Raw genomic sequence first — 25816 nt, 5'->3', positions numbered from 1 at the left:
TTGCGGTTAAAAAATTATTTGAAAAATGCTTTCAGTTCGTCGTAAGTGCCGATTGGCGTTTTGATCTTCTCTTTCCCCAAAACACTTTCAATCTGCATCGGAATCGGAAGTCTAATGTTCAAAGTATTTTCTACAATTTCATCAAACTTGATCGGATGAGCGGTTTCTAGAAAAACACCCACGGCTCCGGGATGTTTTTCCATTTCTTTTTTCAAACCGAGATAGCCGACGGCGCCATGCGGTTCGCAAACATATCCTGAATTTTGATAAACCGTTTTCATGGCCAATCGGGTTTCTGCATCCGAAAACGAAAACGAAGAAAAATCTTTTTCAAATTCCTTTAAATCGTGCTGATACATTTCTTTCGATGCGGACAAAATTGCTCGGATTGCCCACATCCATCGCATTGGAAATCGTTGCCACGGAAGGTTTTGGTTCAAAAAGTCCATTTCGTAAAAACCGCGGCACCGTGTCATTGGCGTTGGTGGAAGCGACAAATCGTTCAATCGGCAAACCCAGTCTTTTGGCCATAATGCCGGCACAGATGTTCCCGAAATTGCCGCTCGGACACGAAACGACCAATGGTTTATTTTGCGATTTCAACGCTTTGTAGGCGAAGAAAAAGTAAAACATCTGCGGCAGCCATCGGGCAATATTGATCGAATTGGCCGAAGTCAGGTTCTTGTGCTGCAGGTTTTCATCCAAAAAAGCCTTCTTGACCATGGCCTGGCAATCGTCAAAAGTACCTGCCACTTCGAGCGCCCGGATGTTTTGCCCCAATGTGGTGAGTTGCCTTTCCTGGATGTCACTGACTTTTCCCGAAGGATACAAAATGACGACATCCACACCATCCACAGCCAAAAAACCACTGGCCACCGCGCCACCCGTATCTCCCGAAGTGGCGACCAGGACGGTGTTTTTCTGTTCCGGATTATTCCTGTTGAAATACGCCAGGCAACGGGCCATGAAACGGGCGCCGACATCTTTGAACGCCATGGTCGGACCGTGGAAAAGCTCGAGCGAATAAATGTCGTCTTGCACATTTACCAATGGGAAATCAAAACTCAAGGTTTCTGCGATGATGCTGCGCAATTCGGTTGGTGGAATTTCATCGCCTACAAATTGGCGGATGGCTTCAAAGGCAATTTCCACATCGGTTAAATGTTCAATCGATTCAAAGAAATCGGAGGGAAGCGCCGTAATATTTTTCGGGAAATACAATCCGTTGTCGGGCGCCAATCCGTTGACGACGGCCTGTTGGAAAGAAACGTCTGGCGCATGCTGGTTCAGGCTGTAGTAGTTCATTTATTCTTGGCTTAAAATTTTTATTCCATTGGGGTTGATGGCAGAAACATGGGTTTCATACGGCAAGTCCATCTGATCCAATACGACGCCCATCGCCGCTGCGGCAATTTCGGCCGACTGTTTTCCTTTGCACAAAGCAAAAACCGAAGGCCCCGCACCCGAAATTCCGGCCCCGAGCGCCCCATTGCTGATGGCTGCATTTTTGACTTCATGGAATCCGGGGATCAGGACGCTGCGCAGAGGCTCGACGATATGGTCTTGCAAAGACCTTCCGATCAAATCATAATCGCTCGTGTACAAACCCGCAACGAGTCCGCCCACATTTCCCCATTGCATGATGGCGCTCTTGAGCGGGACTTGTTGTTTGAGCACTGAACGCGAATCGGAAGTCTTGAGCTCGATTTGGGGATGGATCACGGCCGCATACAATTCAACCGGGCTTTCAATCCGGATGATGTCCAAAGGATTGTAACTGCGGATCAAGGTGATGCCGCCCAAAAGGGCAGGGGCGACATTGTCGGCATGGGCACTTCCGCCGGCGAGTTTTTCGCCCTGCATGGCAAATTTGACCAATTCGGCCGCCTCGAAAGGACTTCCCAACAAGGCGTTGATGCCAAAAACGGCACCCGCCGCACTCGCCGCCGAACTTCCGATGCCGCTACCGGCCTTGATGCGTTTGTGGATTTCGATGTCGAACCCGTAATCGGTTTTCCACTGCTGAAGCAAGGACAGCGCGGCAACACCGGCAACGTTGTTTTCGGTTTCCATCGGCAATTCGGCACCGGTTATTTTGGTGATGCGTACGCCGGGCTGGCTGGTTTTGTGTACGATCATTTCATCGCCTACCTTGTCGAGACACAATCCGAGCACGTCGAATCCGCAGGAAAGATTGGCGATGGTGGCTGGGCAAAAAAATCGTATCGTTTTCAAGTTCTTGAAGTTTGGGTTGAATGTACAAAATCAAACGTTTCCAATCCGTATCACATCGGCAAAAATGCCCGATGCCGTAACCGCGGCCCCGGCTCCTGCGCCTTTGATCAACAACGGTTGGTCGGTATAACGGTCGGTGTAGAACAACACAATGTTGTCTTTGCCTTCGAGATTGTAAAATGGATGGTCTTTCGGGATCAGTTGCAAGCCCACACTGGCTTTACCCTCGTCGAATTGCGCCACAAACTTGATGCGGCTGTCGGCGGCATGGGCCTCGGCGAGCAATTTCTCAAAATGGGCGGCGTGCTTTTCTAGCGACTGGAAAAAATCTTGGTTGTTTGTGGTTTGCATGCACTCATCGGGCAGGAAACATTTGTTTTCGATGTCTTCGATTTCCATCTCGTAGCCGCTTTCGCGAATCAGGATCAGAATTTTGCGCGCGACATCGACACCGCTCAAATCGATTTTGGGGTCGGGTTCGGTAAAACCTTGTACGCCGGCTTCTTTTACGACTTCCAGAAACGAAGTGCTTTCGTTGAAATTGTTGAAAATAAAATTCAAGCTTCCCGATAAGACTGCCTGGATTTTGTGGACTTTATCCCCAGATGCGATCAAATGCTTGAGGGTGTCTATAATAGGCAATCCCGCACCCACATTGGTCTCGAATAAAAAAGGCGCGTTGTATTTGCGCGACAGGTTCTTGAGCGATTGGTAGTTGTCGAATGCGGACGAACAGGCAATTTTGTTGCAGGTCACCACCGCAATATTGTCTTCGAAGAAAATCGGCGTAGGTCTGTGAAACGCTTTCGTTTGCAGTGATGTCCACAAAGATGCTGTTGCGGTAATTGAGCGCTTTTGTTTTGGCGATAAATTGCTCCTTCTGCGCGGTTTCTCCATGGTCGAGTAGTGCTTTCCAATCTTTGAGCGCAATCCCGTCTTCATCAAAATGCATTTTCCTCGAATTGGAAATCGCGATGACGCGCAGGTTGATCTTGAGTTGGTCCTTGAGGAATTTCTTTTGCTGGTTGACTTGGTCGATGAATTTTTCACCCACGTTCCCAACGCCCATCACAAAAAGGTTGAGCTGTTTGGTGTTGTCCTCGAAAAATCGTTCGTGCAAAGTATTGAGCGCCTTCTTGACGTTGTTTTCGTCGATGACCACCGAGATGTTGCGTTCAGAAGCGCCTTGCGCAATCGCGCGGATATTGACATTGTTCTTGCCTAAAGTGCTGAACATGCGCCCGCTCAACCCTTGGTGGTTTTTCATGTTTTCGCCCACGAGCGCAACGATGCATAAATTCTTTTCGACGATGCAGGGATCGACTTTGTGTTGCAGGATTTCGGTTTCGAAAGGCACGGTCGATCTTGATTTTGGCCTCATCGGCTTCGTTGTCCAGGATGCCCACGCAAATGGAATGTTCAGATGAAGCCTGGGTGATGAAAATAACGTTGATGTTCGCATTCGACAAAACCTCGAGCAGTCTTTTGGACGAACCCGAAACACCAATCAAACCCGAGCCCTCGAGCGTAATCAAAGCGATTCCGCCGATGTGGCTGATGCCTTTGATTGGGTTTTCGGCCCCATTGCTGGTTTGGGTAATATAAGTACCGGCCGCTTCCGGTTCGAATGTGTTCTTGATCCAAATCGGGATGTTTTTGTCCAAGACCGGCTGTATGGTAGGCGGATACAATACCTTGGCCCCGAAATGCGACAATTCCATCGCTTCCTGGTACGAGATTTTTTCAATCGGTCGGGCTTGTTTGACGAGTTTGGGATGTGCGGTGTACATTCCGTTGACATCGGTCCAGATTTCGAGGCAATCGCTATGGAGTGCGGCGGCGAGGATGGCTGCGGTATAATCGGAACCGCCACGACCGAGCGTAGTGCTGTGGCCGTCTGCCGACGAGGCAATGAAGCCGGGCAGGATTGTCACGCGGGCCGGATTTTGTCTGAAATAGTCCTCGACCAACCCATCGGTTACGGCAAAATTGACCGCGGCTTTTCCAAAACGTTTGTCGGTTTTGATCAGTTCGCGGCTGTCTTTGTAAACGGCTTCGGGGATTTGCCGCTGGATTGCCGCCGTGACGACCGCCGACGAAAGCAACTCGCCGAATCCTGCAATGGTATCGGCGGTGCGGTCGGATAGTTCACCCAAAAGGAAACAACCGTCGAGTAAGGTTTCCAGGTGGTTGATCAATCTTTTGAGACGGCTTAGCAAAGCGGTTTGTGCTGTAGCCGGAATCAATTGGCGTACAATGGCGAGGTGTCTTTCTTCGATCTCGGCCAATGTTTCTTTGTAATCGGTTGATTGCTCGGCGGCTTTCTGTGAAGCGAGCAGCAGCAAATCGGTTACGCCGCCCAGCGCAGAAACGACTACTGCCAATTGTTCTTTTTGTGATTTGTTTGCCACGATAGTGCAAACCAGGGCTATGTTTTGGGCATTGGCGACTGAAGTTCCGCCGAATTTAATGACATTCATTGGGTTGGGGTTTTTAAGGACAACAAGATTTCTTTTCTCAATCGAGAAACACGCTAACGGGTGATATGTGAAAAGCTTACCCCAAAGGGGTTGTGGTAGTTGTTGTAGTGGTGCCAACGGAAAATACCGCCGAAGCAGCGGTCAAAAATGAAGTGTTTATTTGGTTTTCCGGTTTCATCTGGGTCAAATGTAATTACTTTTTTTAAAAATAAAACACTTGTGTGAAATTTTTAGGAATATCCAAAAAGTACAGCCAATTAAATTAAGTATTGCTATAAAAGCAGAGTGTAATTTAAAGATGATTCAATTTGGATTGAAAAAAAGCCCTCCGTCTGGAAGGCTTTGCATTATATTTTCAAACCGGCCAATAGCGTTACCAATGCCGGATCGGAAGGTCTTGGCGCATCGGCAGAGACGATTTTCCCATCTGGATCAATCAGGATGAACCTTGGGATGGCCACGATGGCATAATCCACGATGAATTGGGAATTCCAGTCATTGTCGGCCATAAGCTGGATTCCGCCCATTTGACGGTCGGTCACCATTTTTTTCCATTTTTCATAATCCTTCTTGGCGTCGATCGAAATGCTTACAAATTCAATGTTCTTTCCTTTGTAATCGCTTTCCAGTTTTTGCAGGGACGGAATTTCGCGGATGCATGGCCCGCACCAAGTGGCCCAGACATCGATGTAGACGTATTTGCCCTTGAGGCTTTCGAGCGCGGTTTTGCCGCCTTTGTGGTTTTCGTAATCAAAAGCAGGGGAGAGCGAACCCGTGTTCAGGGCTGCTATTTTGTTGTAAGTCGCGGTGATCTCTTTTTTAAAATGAGGGTTTGTGGAAAGGCCGACGAGTTCATCATACAGCATTTTCGCATCGGGATTGGCGGCATTGACTTCAAACGACAAGGCATACAATAAGGCATTTTTGATGCTTTGACTTTTGACTTTCTTGATTTCGGGCAGCGCTACTTTCCAGACGAACTGGTCTTCGGGCTTGAGTTGTCTTTGCACGAGATCGTTGAAATTGAGGTTGACCAATTGCTTGTACGGGTTCGAAAATAGGAAGTCTGATTCGTTGTCGTAGTCCAATTTTGGGTCGAGTCTCGGGAAGCTATCGGAAACCGTAAAATTCGGAAGCTTGAGGAAATGTGCGTGGTTTTTCGCATAACTCACGATAAAAATCTGCTCGAGGTAATTGATGTTGCGCAGCTCGCTGGTCTTGAATTTTCCATCGGGAAATTTGCCGTGGTCGAGCAATTTAAGAATGTCCTGCTTGATGGCCTTGAGCTCGGCCAAAAAAGCAGCCTCATCCAGGCTGTACAATTTTTCCTGGTTGATTTGGTTCACATACGCATTCTTGCTCGCGATGTATTGGTTCTCGATGCTGCCTTTGCCGGTAAATTTGAGCGTTTTGTAAAAATCCTTGTTGTCGGCGTTGATGCTCAGGTTTGTGCCACGGGTCAGGTAGATCGCCGCGCGGTTTTCGGCTGTAGTCAGGAAATAAGTCCCGCTGTAATTGATGGTGATTTTTTCATTGAAACTGCCATCGGACTTGAGCTTGATTTCTTTTTCGAAAGATTCTCCCCAAAGCTTGAATTTGCCGTCGGTATTGTTGGTTATTTTTCCTGAAAATGTTATTGTCTCTGGTGGTGCCGCAAATGAAAACAGCGTAAAAAGCAACCATACAGGCCAGGTATTTTTGAGGAAGTTACTCATCTTCAATAGGAATTTTGTTCTAATGGAAGCCAAATGTAGGGAGAATTTTAAATGGTTAATATTATTTTAAATATTATTAACAAACCTTGCTTTTTACCGATGGTTTGCGGAATTTTGAGACCACAATCAAAACACAAAATGGACAATACGCATTACATCAGTTCGGATGTACTTTCCCTCGAAAATTTACAGGAAATCCTCAGCCATGGCAAAAAACTCGCCTTGTCCGAAGAAGCCAAAATCAATATAGACAAATGCCGCGAATACCTCGACCAGAAAATGCAGTCGCACAGCGATCCGATTTATGGCATCAATACGGGATTCGGTTCTTTGTACAACATCAAAATCTCCAACGAAAATTTATCCAAACTTCAGGAAAACCTGGTCAAATCGCATGCTTGCGGAACCGGGGATGAAGTACCGCAGGACATCGTCAAGATGATGTTGCTGCTCAAAATTCAATCTTTGAGTTACGGTTATTCGGGCGTACAGTTGGTTACCGTCGAACGGTTGATCGATTTCTACAACCACGATGTATTGCCGGTCATTTATGAGCAAGGTTCGCTCGGTGCTTCGGGCGATTTGGCTCCGTTGGCGCATTTGTCGCTGCCTTTGCTCGGCATGGGAGAAGTCAATTTCAACGGACAAAAATCCCAGGCCAACGAAGTGCTCGACCAATTCGGATGGCAGCCGATCGTCTTGCAGTCCAAGGAAGGACTGGCGTTGCTCAACGGTACCCAATTTATGAGTGCTTATGGGGCGCATGTCTTAATCAAGGCTTGCAAATTCTCGTGGCTTGCCGACTTGATCGGAACCATTTCCCTGGAAGGATTTGATGGCCGTAAGGAACCGTTCAATGAATTGATCCACATGATCCGTCCGCACAAAGGACAAGTGGTGACGGCCAACCGCGTCAACGAATTCCTCGACGGCAGCCAAATCATCGAACAGCCCAAACAACATGTACAGGATCCGTATTCGTTCCGTTGCATCCCGCAGGTGCATGGTGCCTCGAAAGATGCCATCGATTACGTCAAGAAAGTTTTCAAGACCGAAATCAATTCGGTGACCGACAACCCGAATGTATTCATCGATAACGACCAGGTCATCTCGGGTGGGAATTTCCACGGCCAGCCTTTGGCGTTGGCGCTCGATTTCCTGGCCATTGCCTTGTCGGAACTCGGCAGCATTTCCGAAAGAAGAACTTACCAGCTCATTTCGGGATTGCGCAATCTGCCGCCATTTTTGGTCAACAACCCCGGGCTCAACTCGGGTTTCATGATTCCGCAATACACCGCGGCGAGCATCGCAAGCCAGAACAAGCAATTGTGTACGCCGGCCAGCGCCGACAGTATTGTCTCGAGCAACGGGCAGGAAGACCACGTCAGTATGGGGGCGAATGCGGCTACGAAAGCGCTGCGTGTAATCGACAACCTCGAGCGCATTTTGGCCATTGAGCTCATGAATGCCTCGCAGGCCATCGAATTCAGGAGACCGTTGCAATCGAGCGACTTTATCGAATCGTTCCTCAAGACGTACCGGGCAGAAGTGCCATTGGTCGAAGAAGACCGCATCCTGCATTACGACATCGAAAAAACGGTGGTTTTCCTCGACAGCTTTGTGATCGAGGAGGATTTATTGGGGTAACCGGCTGATTCTTTCAATTTCATTAGCGATTTCATCGATTTGACGCCGGTAATCCTGGAGCTGGCTTTCGTATTGGTCAACATTGTTTTCGTTGAGCCCTTTGTAAAGCAATTTGTTCATCTCCATGTACAATTCGCAGTATTCGCCGGCCAGGTCGTTTTGCTGGTGGATTGTGGCCGGTAAATCCAAATCGTCGATTTCTTCGACAAGCTTGAGGTTTTCCTTCCAGTAGTAATCGCTGCGGTTTTTCAATTCATGCATCAGTTCTTCCCGCGTAGAATAGTCAAAATGGCGGTAGACTTCGACGGCAAGATTTTCCATTTCGGCAAAATCGCTGACCTTTTGCTGGAACAAGGCATAGTCGTTCTGTACGGTAACTGTTTTGGAAAAAATCCAGGTGGTCAGAAAAACACCCGTTGCCAGAACGGCGATTGCGGCATATTGCAACAACGGTTTCTCTTTTCGGATGAGCCCCGGTACAAAACCATAACCCGCCACAATCCCCGAAATCAGTCCGCCCAGGTGTGCTGCGTTGTCTACATTGCCTTTCATTCCGACCAGCAGGTTGTAAATAATGAAAACCAAAATACTCGGAAGCACCACGTTGCGTACCTTTTTTTCGATAAAATTGGTGGTCAACAAGGCCAGGAAAATCCCATACATGCCAAAGATGGCTCCCGAAGCACCGACACTGACCGTCTGGGAATGTTGCCAAAAACTTACGGCGCTTGCAAAAATTCCCGTCAACAAATACGCAGACAGGTAGCGCACGCGGCCCAGTTTGGGTTCCAGCAAGGCACCGATGTAAGCTAACGCAAACATGTTCATGCACAAATGCAGCAGCCCCGAATGGACAAAACAACTGGTCAATAGCCGCCACCATTGACCGTTTACCGTATTCTGCCTGAGATTGCCACCCCATTGGAGCAATACCTCTGCCGAAGGTTCAAAGACGGAAACCCCAAAAGCCACCATCACGATGAAAACCAACGTGTTGATGTAAATCAGGACGGGAGTGACCGTATAATATCGCGAAGGCTTGAACAAGCCGATAAAATCAATCGAATAAAGGGACTGCGAATTCCCGGCAGCTTCCACCGGTTCGTCTTCGATAAGGTCGGGCTGCAGTGTTTCGAATTTTTCGGTCAGTGTTTCCAGTGGATAATCGCGGTACATCTGGTAATACATTTCCTGAAACGCTTCGACATTCTTCCTGTTGCGTCCCAGATCGAACATTTCATTCCCGATGGAAACACTATTCAGGTGGACCGTTTGGTCCTGTATGCCAATCGAAATTTGTGCATTGTGCACCAAACGGCCGTGATTGGTTTGCAGTACGATTTCCTCTGGGTCGATTGCGGCAATCTTCCAGCCGAGTTTTCGGGCAATTTCTGCGGACAGCGCCATGAATTGCTGGGCCGTAAAGTGATTCAGCGGCATCATCGCGCTGTAAGAAGGGGTAATTCCGATAGCCATCTGTTTGGTTTTTAGTAAATATATTGAAAAGTTTAACACCTGCAAATGCCAATCTTTCCCTAAAACGGTTTTATGCTTTTTGGGGTTTTCGTAATTTTAAGTCAATCAAAAGTTTAGATTATGGAAACAAATAATAACGGCAGACGCGATCGGGAAGATTCGCAAAGCCAATACCGGGACCATCGTGACGGGTCGGAAGAAGTGAGCCACATCGGGGCCACGGACCGTGACGCTTCCGGCAATGATATTACAGCCGAAAACCGCGACGAACGCCGACACCACCAACAGTTCGGCAACCGCAAATACGAATCGTATAAAAACCATTCTTCTGCCGATGACCAGCCCAGGGTCAACACCGGACCGGACTTTTCTTAAAAATTTAATGATTGGTAGAAACGGCCTGTGCTTTGAAGTACGGGCCGTTTTTTTACCGAATCTTTCTTAACCTGTAACAAGTCCAAGCCAACGTCGGCTACTGTATAAATCAAAAAACGATACCATGAAAAAAATGTTGCTTTCCCTTTTGTTGTTATTTACCATTGGCGCCCAAGCGCAAACCCCGAAAATAAAATATGGCGACAATCCCGAAGCCGGCCATTATGCCACTGTCAACGGCATCAAGATGTACTATGAAACTTACGGTGAAGGCAAGCCGTTGCTGCTGTTGCACGGAAATGGCGGATCAATCAAAGGCCATACGGGACGCATCGAACATTTCAAGTCGAAATACAAAGTCATCGCCGTGGACAGCCGCGCGCATGGCAAAACGCAAGATCCGGGCGATACGCTGACCTATGAAAAAATGACGGCCGACATTAATGCCCTGCTCGATTACCTCAAAATCGATTCGTGCTACGTCTGGGGGCAGAGCGACGGCGGCATCATAGGATTGGAATTGGCCATCGATTATCCTAAAAAAGTCAAGCGTCTTGCGGTTTTTGGTGCGAATGTGCAACCTGATTCCACAGCGGTTTTTCCCGAACTTTTGCGTTGGGTGGACAAAACTTTGGCTACTGCAAAAAATGACAATGAGAGACGGCTGCTGTTGCTGCTCAAAAACCATCCCCATATCGAATATGCCGCTTTGGCAAAAATCAAAGTGCCAGTATTGGTCATGAGCGGCGACCGCGATGCCATCAAATTGGAACACAGTATTAAAATCTTTCAAAACATCCCGAAAGCCAATCTTTTCATCATGCCCGGCGCGACGCATTTCGGCTCTTATGAAAAAACCGATCTGTTTTTTAAAGTGCTCGACGACTTTTTCACCGCGCCATTTTCCACCAAAGCCACAACCGATATTTTAAAATAGCCTCATTATAAAGCCGTCAGGTTTTTTCTATTGTGTTTGCGTTTGAAATGCGTTTGCCGCAGCCGGGCTTCCCCTGAAATGATGCTGATGTTGCCGTCGGGTTCCAAAATGGCCAGCTTGACATCGGAAAAATGCTCGACGCCGTGTTCACGGATGGCTTCCTTGAGTTCGTCATTCGAAATGTCCAGTTCGGACAATTGCTTGAAATCGAGTTTGCCGTTGTGGATCAATACCTGGGCCTTGTCCTGTATCAGGTTGCCGAACCATTTGGATTTGCGCATCAATTTCTTGAAGCCGAAATTGAGTGCAAAGAGTACGGTTGCCGCAGCCAATCCACCCCAAAGGCTGGTGTCGGGCCCCACCATGGCATTCTGCACCGAGTTGCTGATGAGCAGAATCAGGATGATGTCGGCGGTGTTGAGTTGCGAGAGTTCTTTTTTTCCGAAAATGCGCAAAGCGGCAATCATGAACACATAAACGGCGGCGGAACGGAGGATAATATCAAAATAAGCATTCATGGGCTATGGTTTTAATTCGATCCATACGGGCGCATGGTCACTGGTTTTCTCCCATCCGCGTACGTGCTTGTCCACACCGCCGGATTGGAGTCGGTTTTTGAGCTGTGGGCTCAGCAAAAAATGGTCGATGCGCAGACCGGCATTCCTTTGGTAGGCATTGCGGAAATAATCCCAAAAAGTATAAATGGTTTCGTCGGGATACAAAGTGCGAATCGCATCCGTCCAGCCTTGGGCGACCAATTCGTGAAAAGCCTGGCGCACTTCGGAACGGAACAAGGCATCGTTGAGCCAACGTTTGGGTTTGTAAACGTCTTGTTCGGTGGGCATCACATTGAAATCGCCCACCAAAACCACAGGCGCATTGAATTCGAGCAATTTCTGCGCACGCGCCTGCAAACGTCCAAACCATTTCAGTTTATAATCGAATTTGGGCCCCGGTGTCGGATTGCCATTGGGAAGATACAAACAACAAACCACAATCCCGTCCACCATCGCTTCGAGGTAGCGGCTTTGCAAATCTTCCGGATCACCGGGCAAACCGCGTCCGATTTCTTCGATATTGGAATTTCGTGATAGGATCGCTACGCCATTCCAGCTCAATTGTCCGTGCCAGATTGCATGGTAGCCTGCATCGAGTAGGGCTTGTTCGGGGAATTTTTCCTGCGGCGCCTTGAGTTCCTGCAGACAAACCACATCGGGTTTTTCCTCGGCCAGCCAGCGCAACAAAACAGGAAGGCGTCCGTTGACGCCATTCACATTGTAAGTCGCAATTTTCATCGGTGGTTATTTCGTCACCTTAAATTTAAGGTTTTTCTCGATAGCCTTGATCATTTTACCTGCAATATCTTTGTTGGTGGCCCCTTCGATTCCTTCGAGACCCGGTGAGGAGTTGACCTCGAGCAGCAACGGCCCTTTGGACGAACGGATGATGTCGACACCGGCCACTTTGAGGTTCATCGCTTTGGCGGCGCGGATGGCCATGCGCTTTTCCTCCTCGGTAATCTTGACGATCGAAGCACTTCCGCCGAGATGGATGTTCGCGCGGAATTCTCCGGGCAAGGCTTCGCGCTGGATGGCCGCCACGACTTTTCCATCAATCACAAAGCAACGGATGTCTTTGCCGTTGGCCTCCTTGATGAATTCCTGTACGAGAATATTGGCGTTGAGGCTCTTGAATGCATTGATGACCGATTCGGCCGCTTTTTTGGTTTCGGCCAATACGACGCCTTTTCCTTGCGTGCCTTTGAGCAATTTGACGATAAGCGGCGAACCACCGACCATTTTGATCAAATCGTCGGTGTCGAGCGGGGAATTGGCAAAGCCAGTCGTCGGGATGTCGATGCCGTGGTTGAGCAGCAATTGGAGCGAATACAATTTGTCACGAGACTGGGCAATCGCATTCGAGGAATTGAGGCAAAATACGCGCAGGGCTTCAAATTGGCGTGTCAATGCGCATCCATAGAAAGTCATGCTCGGCCGAATCCTTGGAATGATCGCGTCGAATTTATTGAGGATTTTTCCACCGCGGTAATGGATCTCGGGCAATTTCGCATCGAGTTTCATGTAGCATTCCTTGATGTTGAGGAATTCCATCTCGTGCCCGCGGATCATGCCGGCTTCCATAATGCGTTTGTTGCTGTACAATTCTGGGTTGCTCGCGAGAAGCCCGATACGCAAACCCGAAGGCCGTTCCTCGGAATCTTTATAGATTTCCTTGAGGTAATCGGTTGTGGGTTGGTTGCCGAGCACGTATTTCTTTTCGGGATCGACGAGCAGACGGCCGCTCATCGCTTCACGTCCCAACAGCATGCGGAATCCCATCGAATCGCGGTTGGTCAGGGTCATTTCTATCGGCCAGGTCGATTCGCCGATTTCGACATGGGTTTGGATCACATAGCGCTGTTCGCGGAAACCGCTCGAGCTCTTGACAATGCGTTTGTCCACGAGCGGTGCTTCGCAATGGATGATGGTCTTGAGGTTGTTCTGGATCGGGTTGATGTCAAATTTGACCCAATTTTCGCCTTCCTTCTGGAACGGCGCGATGTTGATGGCGTGCAGGGCAGAGGTCTTGGCGCCCGAATCAATGCGTGCCTTAATCGCCGGGATTCCCAAGTCGGGAAAAGTAAACCATTCTTCGCTGCCGATGATGACTTTGTGTACTGACATGACAAGTGCTTGAAAAGGCGCGAAAGTAAAGCAAATTTGGCAACCTTCAACAGCGATAACATAAATATAACAATGTCTTAAAAAAGACATTAAGGCCACTGCGCTGTAAGACCGCTTCGCTGCAAGAGCAAAGGCTTCTTTTTCAATAAAATAAAAAAACCTACTTAATTAGTAGGTTTTTCTGCTTTCTTGACTTTTACGCTGAGTTCCTGCGAAGTATCGTCTTCGAGGTCCATGTAGATTTCGTCTCCAGAACCAATCTTGGAAGTGATGATTTCTTCCGCGAGCGCGTCCTCGACGTATTTCTGGATGGCCCTTTTGAGCGGCCTTGCACCGAATTGTTTGTCGAAACCTTTGTCGGCGATGAACGCCTTGGCTTTGTCAGACAACACGAGGTTGTAGCCCAATTCGTGGATTCTTGCGTATAATTTCTTGAGTTCGATTTCGATGATCAAATCGATATCGGCTTTTTCGAGTGCGTTGAACACAATCACGTCGTCGATACGGTTCAGGAATTCAGGTGCGAATGTTTTCTTGAGCGCATTTTCAATAACGCCTTTCGAGTGTTCATCGGCATTGGCTACTTTGGCAGCCGTTCCGAATCCAACCCCTTGACCGAAATCCTTGAGTTGGCGTGCACCGACATTCGAGGTCATGATGATGATCGTATTCTTGAAATCGATTTTGCGTCCCAAACTATCGGTCAGGTAACCGTCGTCCAAAACCTGCAGCATCATGTTGAACACGTCAGGGTGCGCTTTTTCAATCTCGTCCAAAAGCACGACGCAATACGGTTTTCTTCTGACTTTTTCGGTCAATTGTCCGCCTTCTTCATAACCTACATATCCCGGAGGTGCTCCGACCAATCTCGAAATCGCAAATTTTTCCATGTATTCGCTCATATCGATGCGGATGAGTGCATCTTCAGAATCGAACAATTCCTTGGCCAAAACTTTGGCCAATTGCGTTTTTCCGACACCGGTTTGTCCCAGGAAAATAAACGACCCAATCGGACGGTTCGGATCTTTGAGACCGGCGCGGTTTCTTTGGATCGAACGCGCGATTTTCAAGACCGCATCTTTCTGTCCGATGACTTTGTTTTCAATGAGTTCGGGCAGGTTTGCTAATTTATTGCTTTCGGTTTGTGCGATACGATTGACTGGAATTCCGGTCATCATCGAAACCACATCGGCCACGTTGTCCTCGGTCACGAGAATACGGTTCGATTTGGAATCTTCTTCCCATTGTTCCTGGGCGATGGCCAAATCTTTTTCGATGCGTTTTTCATCGTCGCGCAGTTTCGCCGCTTCTTCGTATTTCTGTTTCTTGACGACAGAGTTCTTGAGTTCACGTACTTCTTCCAATTGTCTTTCCAAATCCAAAATTTGTTTCGGAACTTCAATGTTGGTGATGTGCACGCGTGAACCGGCTTCGTCCATCGCATCGATCGCCTTGTCCGGAAGGAAACGTTCCGACATGTATCGGTTGGTCAATTTCACACAGGCTTCTACCGCTTCTGGCGTGTAGGTCACGTTGTGGTGGTCTTCGTATTTGTTTTTGATGTTGTTCAAGATGGTGATTGTTTCCTCAACCGAAGTCGGCTCTACAATAATCTTTTGGAAACGTCTTTCGAGCGCACCGTCCTTTTCGATGTACTGGCGGTATTCGTCCAAAGTCGTGGCACCAATACATTGGATTTCGCCACGCGCCAAAGCCGGCTTGAACATGTTCGAGGCATCGAGCGATCCAGTCGCGCCGCCCGCACCAACGATGGTGTGGATTTCGTCAATGAACAGGATGATGTCGTCGTTCTTTTCGAGTTCGTTCATCACGGCTTTCATACGTTCTTCGAACTGCCCGCGGTATTTGGTTCCTGCGACAAGACTCGCCAAATCCAAGGTCACGACGCGTTTGTTGAACAAAATGCGCGATACTTTTTTCTGTATGATTCTAAGCGCGAGACCTTCGGCGATGGCCGATTTACCCACACCCGGTTCACCAATCAGTAACGGGTTGTTTTTCTTGCGTCGGCTGAGAATTTGCGATACGCGTTCGATTTCTTTTTCACGGCCTACGACCGGATCGAGTTTGCCTTCTTCGGCCAGTTCGGTCAAATCGCGACCGAAGTTGTCGAGTACCGGCGTTTTCGATTTTTTGTTCGACTTGTTGGCCGGATTATTAAAAGTGCCTTCTTTGAGGCTGTCATCCTGTCCGGAATCTTCATTGAAAGATTCGTTCTTAGGAAGGTTTTCAAGGAAATTATCTTCGTTTGGCGTCATATTCAAATATTGTTCTTTGGCTGAATCGTAGTCAATCTTGAGTTTGTTCAGCAGTTTAGTGGTAGGGTCGTTCTCGTTTCGTAAAATGCACAGCAGCAAATGTGCGGTGCTGATCGATGTGCTCTGGAAAACCTTGGCTTCGAGGAAGGTGGTTTTGAGTGCACGTTCGGCCTGGCGTGTCAGGTGGAGGTTTTTCTTTTCGTTGCTGGCGGTGACGTTTGGATTGGCGGGGCTCAGGATTTCGACTTTGCGTCTAAGGTGCTCCAGGTCTACCGATAAATTATTCAGAATTGTAATTGCTTTCCCGTTGCCATCCCTCAAAATCCCCAACATCAGATGCTCTGTCCCGATGAAGTCATGGCCCAAACGAAGGGCTTCTTCCTTGCTGTAGGTGATTACATCTTTGACTCTTGGTGAAAAATTATCATCCATAATAAGTATAATTGGTAATGTAAATTTAATAATAATGGCGCGCTTTTGCAAAAACCATTCCCGACATTATCCGATGTCAGGCTAAGTGACAAAAAAAAGTCCAATTTCAGCGTTAATTATTTATTAACTTATTAACGGAATTCTGAAGCGTTTTTGTTAATAAATACACGTAAATTTCTGTTAAGTTATATACGCAGAATCTTCGGGAAAGGTTATATTAGCGGGATTTTTTAATTAGAATAATTTTTAAACCAAATAGTAGAATATGTCTGACGGAGAAAAGTTAATTCCTATTAACATAGAGGACGAAATGAAATCAGCTTACATCGATTATTCGATGTCAGTTATTGTGTCAAGGGCACTGCCTGACGTGCGCGACGGCCTGAAGCCCGTTCACAGAAGGGTACTTTACGGAATGTATGATTTAGGGGTTTTTTCAAACCGCGCCCATAAAAAATCGGCGAGAATCGTAGGAGAGGTTCTCGGTAAATACCACCCGCACGGGGATTCTTCCGTGTATGACGCGATGGTGCGTATGGCGCAGGACTGGAGTTTGCGTTATCTGTTGATCGACGGACAAGGTAACTTCGGCTCGATCGACGGTGACAGCCCGGCGGCGATGCGTTACACTGAGGCACGTTTGCGTAAGATGTCAGAGGACATTATGGCAGACATCGACAAGGAGACGGTCGATTTCCAGCTCAACTTCGACGACACGCTCGAAGAACCCAAAGTAATGCCGACGCGTGTCCCGAATCTCTTGATCAACGGGGCTTCCGGAATTGCCGTGGGTATGGCGACCAACATGCCGCCGCACAATTTGAATGAAGTAGTCGACGGGACTTTGGCTTACATCGACAACAACGATATCGAAATCGACGAACTCATGAACCATGTCAAGGCCCCGGATTTCCCGACGGGCGGCGTGATTTACGGATACGAAGGCGTTCGCGAAGCATTCAAGACCGGACGCGGACGAATTGTCATGCGCGCCAAGGTCAACTTCGAGGAAGTCGAAGGCCGCGAGTCGATTATCGTGACCGAAATCCCGTACCAGGTCAACAAGGCGGAAATGATCAAGAAAACCGCCGATTTGGTCAATGACAAAAAAATCGAGGGTATTTCGAACATCCGCGACGAATCGGACAGGAATGGTATGCGTATCGTTTACATCTTGAAACGCGACGCGGTGCCGAATGTCGTCCTGAATACCTTATATAAATACACCCAATTGCAGTCGTCGTTCAGCGTGAACAACATTGCGCTGGTCAACGGCCGTCCGCAATTGCTCAACTTGAAAGACCTGATCCATTATTTCGTCGAGCACCGTCACGAAGTGGTCGTTCGTCGCGCCCAATACGAATTGCGCAAGGCAGAAGAACGCGCGCACATCCTCGAAGGACTCATCATTGCGTCGGACAACATCGACGAGGTGATCCAAATCATCCGCGGCTCGAAGAACACCGACGAGGCGCGTGAGAAATTGATGGAGCGCTTCAGCTTGTCCGACATCCAATCGCGGGCGATCGTTGAAATGCGTCTGCGTCAACTCACCGGTCTGGAGCAGGATAAATTGCGTGCGGAATACGAGGAGATCATGAAACTCATCGAACACTTGAAAGCGTTATTGGCCAGCAAGGAAATGCGCATGCAATTGATCAAGGACGAATTGGTCGAAATCAAGGAAAGATACGGCGATGAGCGTCGCTCGCAAATTGAATATTCAGGCGGCGATGTCAGCATCGAGGACTTGATTGCCAATGAGAATGTGGTTATTACCATTTCGCATGCGGGATACATCAAGCGTACGCCTTTGTCCGAATACAAAACGCAAAACCGTGGTGGTGTAGGGCAGAAGAGTGCCGGCACGCGCGATGCCGATTTCCTCGAGCACATGTATGTGGCGACGAACCACCAGTACATGATGTTCTTTACGCAAAAAGGAAAATGTTTCTGGATGCGCGTTTACGAGATTCCGGAAGGCAGCAAGACAAGCAAAGGCCGTGCGATCCAAAACTTGATCAATATCGAGAACGACGACAAAGTCAAGGCATTCATTTGTACGCAAGACCTTAAAAATACCGAATACATCAACGGCCATTATGTCATCATGGTGACCAAGCAAGGCCAGGTGAAGAAAACTTCGCTGGAGCAATATTCACGTCCGCGTGTCAATGGGGTAGCGGCGATTACGATCCGTGAAGACGACGAATTGCTCGAAGCCAAACTGACCACGGGTCAAAGCCAGATTTTGGTGGCCGTGAAGTCTGGAAAGCTTGTTCGTTTTGAAGAAAGCAAAACCCGTCCGATGGGAAGAACTGCCTCAGGAGTTCGAGGCATTACCTTGGCCAACGAACAGGACGAAGTCATCGGAATGGTGGCCGTCAACGACATGAACAGCGAAATCCTCGTCGTGGCCGAAAACGGTTACGGCAAACGTTCAAGCCTCGAAGAATACCGCGTAACCAACCGCGGTGGAAAAGGAGTCAAGACGCTCAACATCACCGAGAAAACAGGTAAACTCGTATCGATCAACAACGTGACCGACGCCGACGATTTGATGATCATCAACAAATCCGGGCTCACAATCCGTATGGCCGTAGAAGATTTACGTGTCATGGGCCGTGCCACACAAGGGGTTCGACTCATCAACATCAAAGGGAACGACTCGATTGCAGCGGTAACCAAAGTCATGAAGGAAGAAGAAGTAGCCGATGTGGAATTGGATGAAAACGGAGACGTGATTTCGCCGAATGCCGTCCCGGTTCCAAAAAGCGAAGCTTCGAATGACAACTACGACGATGATGACATCGAAGAAAATGACGACATCGAAGACGAAAACGATGAAGAAACAGAAGAATAATTAATTAAACACAACCACAATGAAAAGTAAATATGTAATCCTTGCGTCGGCTTTGCTGATTTCGGTTAGCGGTTTCGCACAGAAAGACCAAATCAAGGCGGCTGAAAAAGCGCTCAAAGGCGGAAATCCTGCGGAAGCCATCAACCAGCTCAAGCAAGCGGAAGCTACAATCGGTGCCGCTTCCGAAAGTGAAAAGGCCCAATATAATTTCGTAAAAGGAAATGCTGCCAAGGAACTGGCCGATAAAAAAATCGAACCGGGCAAGAATATCTCCGTAGCTGCAAAAGCCTACCAAGATGTCATTTCCATCGAGAAAGCGGCCGGTAAATCGAAATACAGCGAAGACGCCACAGCGGCACTCAAAAAGCTCAAGACTGATATTGTCACTCTCGCACAGACTAAAATCGATGCAAAAGATGACAAGGGTGCAGCCGACTTGCTGTATCAAAGCTATGAGATGGACAAATCAGAACCAGAAAATCTTTACTTCGCAGCCATTTATTACATGAGGGGTGAAGACTACGGCAAGGCACTCGCCAATTTCCAGGAACTCAAGAAAATCAATTACTCGGGCGAGAAAATGAATTACTACGCCAAGAATGAAGTTTCGGGGCAAGAGGAGTTTTACGGCTCTGGCGATGAGGCCAAGAAAAACCGCGACAGCCAGGTGCGCCTCAAATTGGCCTCTGCACCACGCGACGAGAAAGTGCCTTCCAAAAAAGGGGAAATCGCGCGTTATGTGGCCTTGATCTACATGCAGCAAAAAAAATTCGACGAAGCCAAAGCGGCCATTGCCGAAGCCAAAGCAGCCAATCCAAACGATACCGATTTGCTCGTAGCCGAATCTGAAATCTACTTGCAGCAAGGCGATATGGACAATTATAAGAAAGTCACGACACAGCTCGTAGAGAAAAACCCGAACGACGCTTCGTTGTTCTTCAACCTCGGTGTCGCTTCTGCCAAAGCAGATCCCAAGGCAGCAGAGGATTACTACAAAAGAGCGATTGCCATCGCACCGGACGATTACGGCGCCAACCTCAATTTGGCCTTGCTTTATCTGCGCGACGAGCAAAAACTCGTAGACGAGATGAACAAGCTCGGCAACTCCGAAAAAGACAACAAGAAATACGAAGCGCTCAAGAAACAGAGAGACGACATGTTCCGTTCGTCAATCCCGTATTTCGAGAAAGCCTACGACCTCAAGAAAGACCCGGATGTGGGCGACAACCTGCTCAACATCTACGGTGCGCTTGAAATGACCGACAAACGAAAAGCCTTGAAGGCCAAGTTGGGAAAATAAATCCTAAAATATAAAACCCGGCAAATGCCGGGTTTTTTTATGGCCACGAATTCACAAATTTTTGCATTCGCTAAAATAATCCGTGAATTCGTGGCTAAACTTTTGAAACTATATGATTTTCTTGATTACACGCAATTTGTGCGTATGCCGGTTTTGCTCGGCGTTGTAAATTCCCAAATGATCCAAACGGTCAATCCGGATTTTTCCGCTGCCATGGATGATGTAATTGTCATCCATGATGATGCCCACGTGAATGATACGGCCTTCCTCATTGTCGAAAAACGCCAAATCACCCGGTTCGCTTTCCTCAATAAAACTCAGCGCATCACCCTGCGTGGCCTGTTGCGACGCATCACGCAGCAAATGATAGCCGTTGAGCTTGTACACCATCTGCGTAAACCCCGAGCAATCAATCCCAAAAGGTGTCTTTCCGCCCCACAAATAGGGTGCGTTCAAATACATAAATGCCGTATTGATCAAATTCGACTTGGGCTTGACACCGCTGATGCGCATGCCCTCGAAATCAAAATTATCGACATTGATTTCCGGATGGTTCAGGAACGAAAGTGAAGCGCCAAGCGGTATCGGCAGCAGCAAATTATTCGGTGCCGTAATGTATTCGATCAAATCCGAATTAAGCACAATCGCATCCTCGCTGAGTTGTTTGTATTGTTCCTTCAAAATGACGCGGTATTGTTTGGTGTCGATCCAGCCTTCGTAACCGTCGTATTGCAGCTTGATGCGCGTCCATTGTTTGGCCGTCTCCAAAACCTCGAAATGTTCGCCAAACAAAACCTGCGACACGATTTCGCTGCGGTCGCTGGCTTCAGCGCGCAAAGGGATGATGGCAAGGTTGCAAATTCCGAACATGTATTTTTTTTAGGAGCCATTCCGGCTATCTGCTGCAATCTTTTGCCGTGTCATTTACGATTGATGTTCTTCAATGCGTTGTGTCATTTCGACCGCAGGGAGAAATCTCATAAAAGGCAAAAGGATTTCCGCGTCTATCCGGGCTAGGGATTCTGGTGTAAAATTAAAAAATAAATAAAAATGGGCTAACGTCAATCAGCCCATTTTTCCTATCGTTATGAACAATTAAGCTCTTTCAATCACAACCGCCGAAGCACCGCCGCCGCCATTGCAAATCGCAGCCGCACCAATCTTGGCATTGTTCTGTTCCAAAACGTTGATCAGGGTCACGAGGATACGCGCTCCCGAAGCACCCAATGGATGGCCCAATGAAACCGCACCGCCATTGACGTTCACTTTATTGCCATCCAAACCAAGGATTTGCGTATTGGCCAAACCAACCACCGAAAACGCCTCGTTGAATTCGAAGAAATCGACTTGGTCTTTGGTGATGCCTGCTTTATCCAAAGCTTTTGGCAAGGCTTTCGCCGGCGCAGTCGTGAACCATTTCGGCTCTTGTTCCGCATCGGCGTATGATTTGATGTAAGCCAAAGGTTTCAACCCGAGTGACTGTGCTTTTTCCTCGCTCATGAGGACCAAAGCCGCCGCTCCGTCGTTGATCGTGGAAGCATTCGCCGCCGTAACGGTTCCGTCTTTGGTAAAGGCCGGGTTCAACGCCGGGATTTTGTCGAGTTTTACCGCAGTATATTCCTCATCTTTGGTTACCATGATCGGGTCGCCCTTTCTTTGCGGAACGGCTACTGGAACGACCTCATTGTCGAATTTTCCGGCATCCCAAGCTTTGGCTGAACGCTCGTAGGAATTGATGGCAAATTTGTCCTGGTCTTCGCGTGAAATCTTGTATTCGGTCGCGCACAAATCGGCGCAAACGCCCATGGCGTTGTTGTCGTAGGCATCGCTGAGTCCGTCTTTCTGCATGCCGTCGATCATGTTCACGCCACCGAATTTCATTCCGGTTCTCATTTGTACATAATGCGGAATCAAACTCATGTTTTCCATGCCACCTGCCACGACGATTTCGGCATCACCGAGCATGATCGCTTGTGCGCCTTGTGTCACGGCTTTCATTCCCGAAGCACATACTTTGTTGACCGTCGTAGTAATGACGCTGTCGGGCAAACCGGCATAAATAGCCGCCTGACGCGCAGGAGCCTGGCCCACGCCAGCCTGAACGACATTGCCCATTAACACTTCATCCACCAATTTGGGATCAAGGTTGATTTTATCCAGTGCGCCCTTGATGGCCGCTGCACCCAATTTTGGGGCAGGAACCGTAGACAAGGCACCCATAAAGCTTCCGATTGGCGTCCTCACAGCCGACACGATAACCACTTTTTTGCTCATAGTATTTGTTGTTGTTTATTTGGCTGCGAATTTAACCAATTTTGAATGATTTCTAAATGACTTTTAGATTTAATTCTGAAATGGTCGTATTTTCAAAATTGATACATTCAACTGACAATGAACGCATTCAATATAAATCCAAAAAAAACATCAAAAAAAATTATTATTTAGTTGTGCGGTATGGAATGAAAAGTTACATTTGCAACCGCAAAAAAGGTTAAACTTGTTTGCAACGGAGAGGTGCCGGAGTGGTAACGGAGCAGATTGCTAATCTGTCGGCGGGTAACTGTCGCCAGGGTTCGAGTCCCTGTCTCTCCGCTTCTTCGGGGTGTAGCGTAGCCCGGTCATCGCGCCTGGTTTGGGACCAGGAGGTCGCAGGTTCGAATCCTGCCACCCCGACAAGCAAATCCCTTTGCGCAGCGAAAGGGATTTTTTGATTAAAAGCAAATGCCGAATTCATTCGAGCATTTGTGTTAATCAAAAAAGCACAAAATGCCGTCAGGCTTTCGGGATTTGATTAGCATCAAACCCACTTCAGGATCACGAAGTAATCCTGCAAATAAAAGAATTAGGACGCATAGCTCAGCTGGATAGAGCACCTGCCTTCTAAGCAGGCGGTCGAAGGTTCGAATCCTTCTGCGTTCACAAAAAGCCTTTCATTTTGGAAGGCTTTTTTGTTTTCAAAAATTGTGGTACTTTGTAAAAAATTTCCACCGCAATGAAAAATCCTTTCATTCTATTTTTTTTACTTTTTTCCGCTTTCTGCCAAAGCCAAATGATCGATTTCAATACCGATGATCTTCCAGAGGATGTAGACGATTCCACTTTCGTCAATCTGCGCGATTACAGCAACGATTTCGTCTACGACATGAAATATGCCACAGCCGACAATTTCCTAAAATCAAAAGTATACGATTGCGCCGATTGCTACCTGCGATTCAAGACCGTCAAGGCGCTCATCAAAGCCAACCAGAAATTCATCAAGAAAGGCTATCGCATTAAACTGTTCGATTGCTACCGTCCACTCGACATCCAGAAAAAAATGTGGGCCATCGTTTCCAATCCCGAATATGTGGCCGACCCCAAAAAAGGTTCGATCCACAACCGCGGCGGTGCGGTCGACATTACGTTGGTGGATGAAAATGGGGTAGAACTCGACATGGGAACCACATTCGATCACTTCGGTCCGGAGGCGGCGCACGCATACGACAACCTATCCGAGGAAGTCAAGGCCAACCGCAAGTTCTTGCGCAACACCATGACCAGTTTCGGTTTCCGGATTTTCGAAAGCGAATGGTGGCACTACAACCTCAAGAAATCGGCGCGCAATTTCGAGGTGTCCAATTTCAAGTGGAATTGCGATTAATTCGATTCGTTGATGCAGTGGAAATAATCCATAAAGTAATTCGCCGGCGTATACAATTGGTTGTTGAGTTCGGCCTTGATCGCGTTCTTGATGATGTAATCGACCGTTTCCGTCGAAAATTTGATGCGCATCAATGAAACCGGTGATTTTTTAAGATATTCCGAATCGTCTTTCTTGAACAGGAAATAACCGGTCAGCACCCTGTTGTACATGCCTTTTTCATCGCGAACCATTGTCCCGCAGCTTTCCTGCGCTACATGCAGCAACGTCACGATCTTGCCGTTTTCGAGTTGCAGAAAAATCTTGGAATTCGCATCCAGGCATTTCGCCTTGATGAAATCGGAACTCTTTTCGATAAATTGTACGTTGAGCGTGGGCAAACCATCCGAAATGGCGATGGAATTGAAAATATAGGAGGAGTTTCCGGCGAAGACTTTTTCATAGACAATGTAATCCTTGGTCACTTTGTACTGGCCAATCGAATCGGTCACGTTGACGGAAAAATCACAAGGTTTTTGGGCAAAAATACTGCCGCTGAAAAGCAAAACGGCCAGAAAGGTAAGGAATCTCATTGCATTAAATTTTGCTGCAAATTAAAGCTATTTTATTGTTATTTGTATCGGTTGTGAAAAAACAATACACGTTGCCGCCGTCCTTGATTTTCCATTTCTTGCGGATGGTTTCGACCGAATCGGGGAAATTGCGCGTCGTGATGTTGGCCTTGCCATTTTGCAAAAAGGTTTTCATTTCGGCTTTGCCGTAGCCGATGTTGTGCCTGATTTCGAATCGGCGGCCGGGAAAATCGATCAAATCTTCCGAAGTATACAAATGCGAATGCGGATGCAGTTTATTCAAATTGTAGGATTCCGAAATGGCGTCGAATCCGCCCGATTTCATGATTGCGGCGTTGGGTTCGTACAGGTATTTTTGCGGAAGGCCGAAAGTCGCGTGCGGCTCATCGTCGAGCATAAAACCAAAGGTTTCGGTTTTGTCCCTGTTGATGTTGGTGGTTTTGACCGCAATTCTTCCCGAATGACCCTTTGAAAGCAGCCACAGCAACTCCTTGACTTCATTGTCAACGGCCACCACATGAATTTCCTTTACTTTTTGGAGTTCGGACAATCCGGCCGAAATGTCAAGAATCGGCGCGGTCTTGATCAAGATGTTTTCCGAAAACTGAAAATACAAACCCAGCAATTCCAGAACATTGGGCAAACAGTCCTTGAGCAGGAACACTTTGCCCTTGGCATCGTTGCGCCGCGAAGGATCGATGTAAATCCAGTCGAATCCCTGGCTACTGTCTTGAAGGATTTGGGTGCTGTCACCCGCCAAACACTCGATATTGCCGACTTGAAGCTGTTCAAAATTGTATGCGACGATTTGCGACAATTCCCGATTGATTTCACAATGGACGACATGGGCGACGCGTTTCGCCAAATAAAAATCATCCACGCCAAAACCGCCGGTCAGGTCAACGAGACGCTGGCCGGAAACGAGCTGCGCTTTATACTGTGCCGTTTTTTCAGAAGAAGTTTGCTCCACCGAAACCTTGGACGGATAGATGATGTTTTCGGCCGCAAACCAACTCGGCAGTTTGTCCTTGGCTTTGGTACGGGCCGCAACCTGGTTCAGGATTTCTACCCAATTGGCGTCTGGAAACGGATTTTTCTGGAGCGCCAGTTTTTGCAAATCGGCGTCGGTATTTTGGCGGATGAATTGCTGTATCTCCGGCCGCAGCAATGAATTGTCCAAA

The 25816-nt window shown here is 47.8% G+C and carries 17 protein-coding genes, 3 tRNA genes and 2 pseudogenes; 9 read left to right on the top strand and 13 right to left on the bottom strand.

Going from position 1 to position 25816, the window contains the following annotated elements; all coding sequences use genetic code 11:
* Nucleotides 1-14: 14 nt before the first annotated feature.
* The 4 genes and pseudogenes from thrC to QM717_RS17085 all read right to left on the bottom strand — a co-directional run bounded on the left by thrC (nucleotide 15) and on the right by QM717_RS17085 (nucleotide 6430).
* A pseudogene (gene thrC, locus QM717_RS17100) lies at nucleotides 15-1305 on the bottom strand (threonine synthase).
* Entirely contained in the window at nucleotides 1306-2235 is a 930-nt protein-coding gene (locus QM717_RS17095) for a homoserine kinase (protein WP_415039312.1), read from the bottom strand. It lies immediately after the preceding pseudogene.
* A gap of 30 nt (nucleotides 2236-2265) precedes the next feature.
* Nucleotides 2266-4715: pseudogene (gene thrA, locus QM717_RS17090) on the bottom strand (bifunctional aspartate kinase/homoserine dehydrogenase I).
* A gap of 347 nt (nucleotides 4716-5062) precedes the next feature.
* Nucleotides 5063-6430 (bottom strand): TlpA family protein disulfide reductase, encoded by a 1368-nt coding sequence (locus tag QM717_RS17085; RefSeq protein ID WP_415039310.1) that lies wholly within the window; start codon nucleotides 6428-6430, stop codon nucleotides 5063-5065.
* Nucleotides 6431-6568: 138 nt separating this feature from the next.
* Here QM717_RS17085 and hutH point away from each other — a divergent pair, with 138 nt between their 5' ends.
* A complete protein-coding gene (hutH, locus tag QM717_RS17080) occupies nucleotides 6569-8077 on the top strand; it encodes a histidine ammonia-lyase (protein ID WP_415039308.1) in 1509 nt (502 codons plus the stop codon).
* Here hutH and QM717_RS17075 read toward each other — a convergent pair.
* Entirely contained in the window at nucleotides 8066-9553 is a 1488-nt protein-coding gene (locus QM717_RS17075) for a rhomboid family intramembrane serine protease (protein WP_415039306.1), read from the bottom strand. The two genes, hutH and QM717_RS17075, sit on opposite strands and share 12 nt — an antisense overlap.
* A 120-nt stretch (nucleotides 9554-9673) precedes the next feature.
* Between QM717_RS17075 and QM717_RS17070 the strand changes: the two genes are divergently transcribed.
* Together QM717_RS17070 and QM717_RS17065 are read left to right on the top strand one after the other, a co-directional pair.
* Entirely contained in the window at nucleotides 9674-9928 is a 255-nt protein-coding gene (locus QM717_RS17070; RefSeq protein ID WP_415039304.1) for a hypothetical protein, read from the top strand.
* Between the two features lie 124 nt (nucleotides 9929-10052).
* The gene (locus QM717_RS17065) at nucleotides 10053-10865 is read left to right on the top strand and encodes an alpha/beta fold hydrolase (protein ID WP_415039302.1); all 813 of its coding nucleotides are present in this window, start codon (nucleotides 10053-10055) and stop codon (nucleotides 10863-10865) included.
* Between the two features lie 5 nt (nucleotides 10866-10870).
* On the opposite strand, the gene QM717_RS17060 is transcribed toward QM717_RS17065, so the two are convergent.
* The 4 genes from QM717_RS17060 to QM717_RS17045 form a co-directional block, all read right to left on the bottom strand.
* A complete protein-coding gene (locus QM717_RS17060; protein WP_415039300.1) occupies nucleotides 10871-11383 on the bottom strand; it encodes a DUF421 domain-containing protein in 513 nt (170 codons plus the stop codon).
* 3 nt (nucleotides 11384-11386) lie between these two features.
* A complete protein-coding gene (gene xth, locus QM717_RS17055) occupies nucleotides 11387-12160 on the bottom strand; it encodes an exodeoxyribonuclease III (protein WP_415039299.1) in 774 nt (257 codons plus the stop codon).
* A 6-nt stretch (nucleotides 12161-12166) separates the two neighbouring features.
* A complete protein-coding gene (gene rimK, locus QM717_RS17050) occupies nucleotides 12167-13549 on the bottom strand; it encodes a 30S ribosomal protein S6--L-glutamate ligase (protein WP_415039297.1) in 1383 nt (460 codons plus the stop codon).
* 164 nt (nucleotides 13550-13713) lie between these two features.
* Nucleotides 13714-16260, bottom strand: coding sequence for an ATP-dependent Clp protease ATP-binding subunit (locus tag QM717_RS17045; protein ID WP_415039295.1), 2547 nt, complete (start codon nucleotides 16258-16260; stop codon nucleotides 13714-13716).
* A 265-nt stretch (nucleotides 16261-16525) separates the two neighbouring features.
* On the opposite strand from QM717_RS17045, the gene gyrA reads away from it, so the two are divergent.
* Nucleotides 16526-19123: a DNA gyrase subunit A gene (gyrA, locus tag QM717_RS17040; protein ID WP_415039293.1), complete on the top strand. Its 2598-nt coding sequence runs from the start codon at nucleotides 16526-16528 to the stop codon at nucleotides 19121-19123.
* Nucleotides 19124-19142: 19 nt separating this feature from the next.
* Complete coding sequence (locus QM717_RS17035; protein ID WP_415039291.1) at nucleotides 19143-20423, top strand: tetratricopeptide repeat protein; 1281 nt, start codon at nucleotides 19143-19145, stop codon at nucleotides 20421-20423.
* A gap of 108 nt (nucleotides 20424-20531) precedes the next feature.
* Here the strand turns inward: QM717_RS17035 and QM717_RS17030 are convergent, their stop codons facing one another.
* Nucleotides 20532-21293 (bottom strand): C40 family peptidase, encoded by a 762-nt coding sequence (locus tag QM717_RS17030; protein ID WP_415039289.1) that lies wholly within the window; start codon nucleotides 21291-21293, stop codon nucleotides 20532-20534.
* 225 nt (nucleotides 21294-21518) lie between these two features.
* A complete protein-coding gene (locus tag QM717_RS17025; protein WP_415039287.1) occupies nucleotides 21519-22697 on the bottom strand; it encodes an acetyl-CoA C-acyltransferase in 1179 nt (392 codons plus the stop codon).
* Between the two features lie 234 nt (nucleotides 22698-22931).
* Here QM717_RS17025 and QM717_RS17020 point away from each other — a divergent pair.
* The 4 genes from QM717_RS17020 (at nucleotide 22932) to QM717_RS17005 (ending at nucleotide 24063) form a co-directional block, all read left to right on the top strand.
* Nucleotides 22932-23015, top strand: a tRNA-Ser gene (locus tag QM717_RS17020).
* A gap of 6 nt (nucleotides 23016-23021) precedes the next feature.
* Nucleotides 23022-23096, top strand: a tRNA-Pro gene (locus tag QM717_RS17015).
* A 172-nt stretch (nucleotides 23097-23268) separates the two neighbouring features.
* A tRNA-Arg gene (locus QM717_RS17010) sits at nucleotides 23269-23342 on the top strand.
* A gap of 130 nt (nucleotides 23343-23472) precedes the next feature.
* Nucleotides 23473-24063: a M15 family metallopeptidase gene (locus QM717_RS17005; protein ID WP_415039285.1), complete on the top strand. Its 591-nt coding sequence runs from the start codon at nucleotides 23473-23475 to the stop codon at nucleotides 24061-24063.
* Here the strand turns inward: QM717_RS17005 and QM717_RS17000 are convergent.
* Both QM717_RS17000 and QM717_RS16995 read right to left on the bottom strand, forming a co-directional pair.
* The gene (locus QM717_RS17000; protein WP_415039284.1) at nucleotides 24060-24635 is read right to left on the bottom strand and encodes a hypothetical protein; all 576 of its coding nucleotides are present in this window, start codon (nucleotides 24633-24635) and stop codon (nucleotides 24060-24062) included. The genes QM717_RS17005 and QM717_RS17000 overlap by 4 nt on opposite strands.
* Before the next feature lie 4 nt (nucleotides 24636-24639).
* A complete protein-coding gene (locus tag QM717_RS16995) occupies nucleotides 24640-25815 on the bottom strand; it encodes a THUMP-like domain-containing protein (protein WP_415039282.1) in 1176 nt (391 codons plus the stop codon).
* Nucleotide 25816 lies beyond the last annotated feature (1 nt).

The sequence above is a fragment of the Flavobacterium sp. genome (assembly GCF_047602195.1).
GTDB lineage: Bacteria > Bacteroidota > Bacteroidia > Flavobacteriales > Flavobacteriaceae > Flavobacterium.
This window is presented reverse-complemented; position numbering and strand designations above follow the sequence as displayed.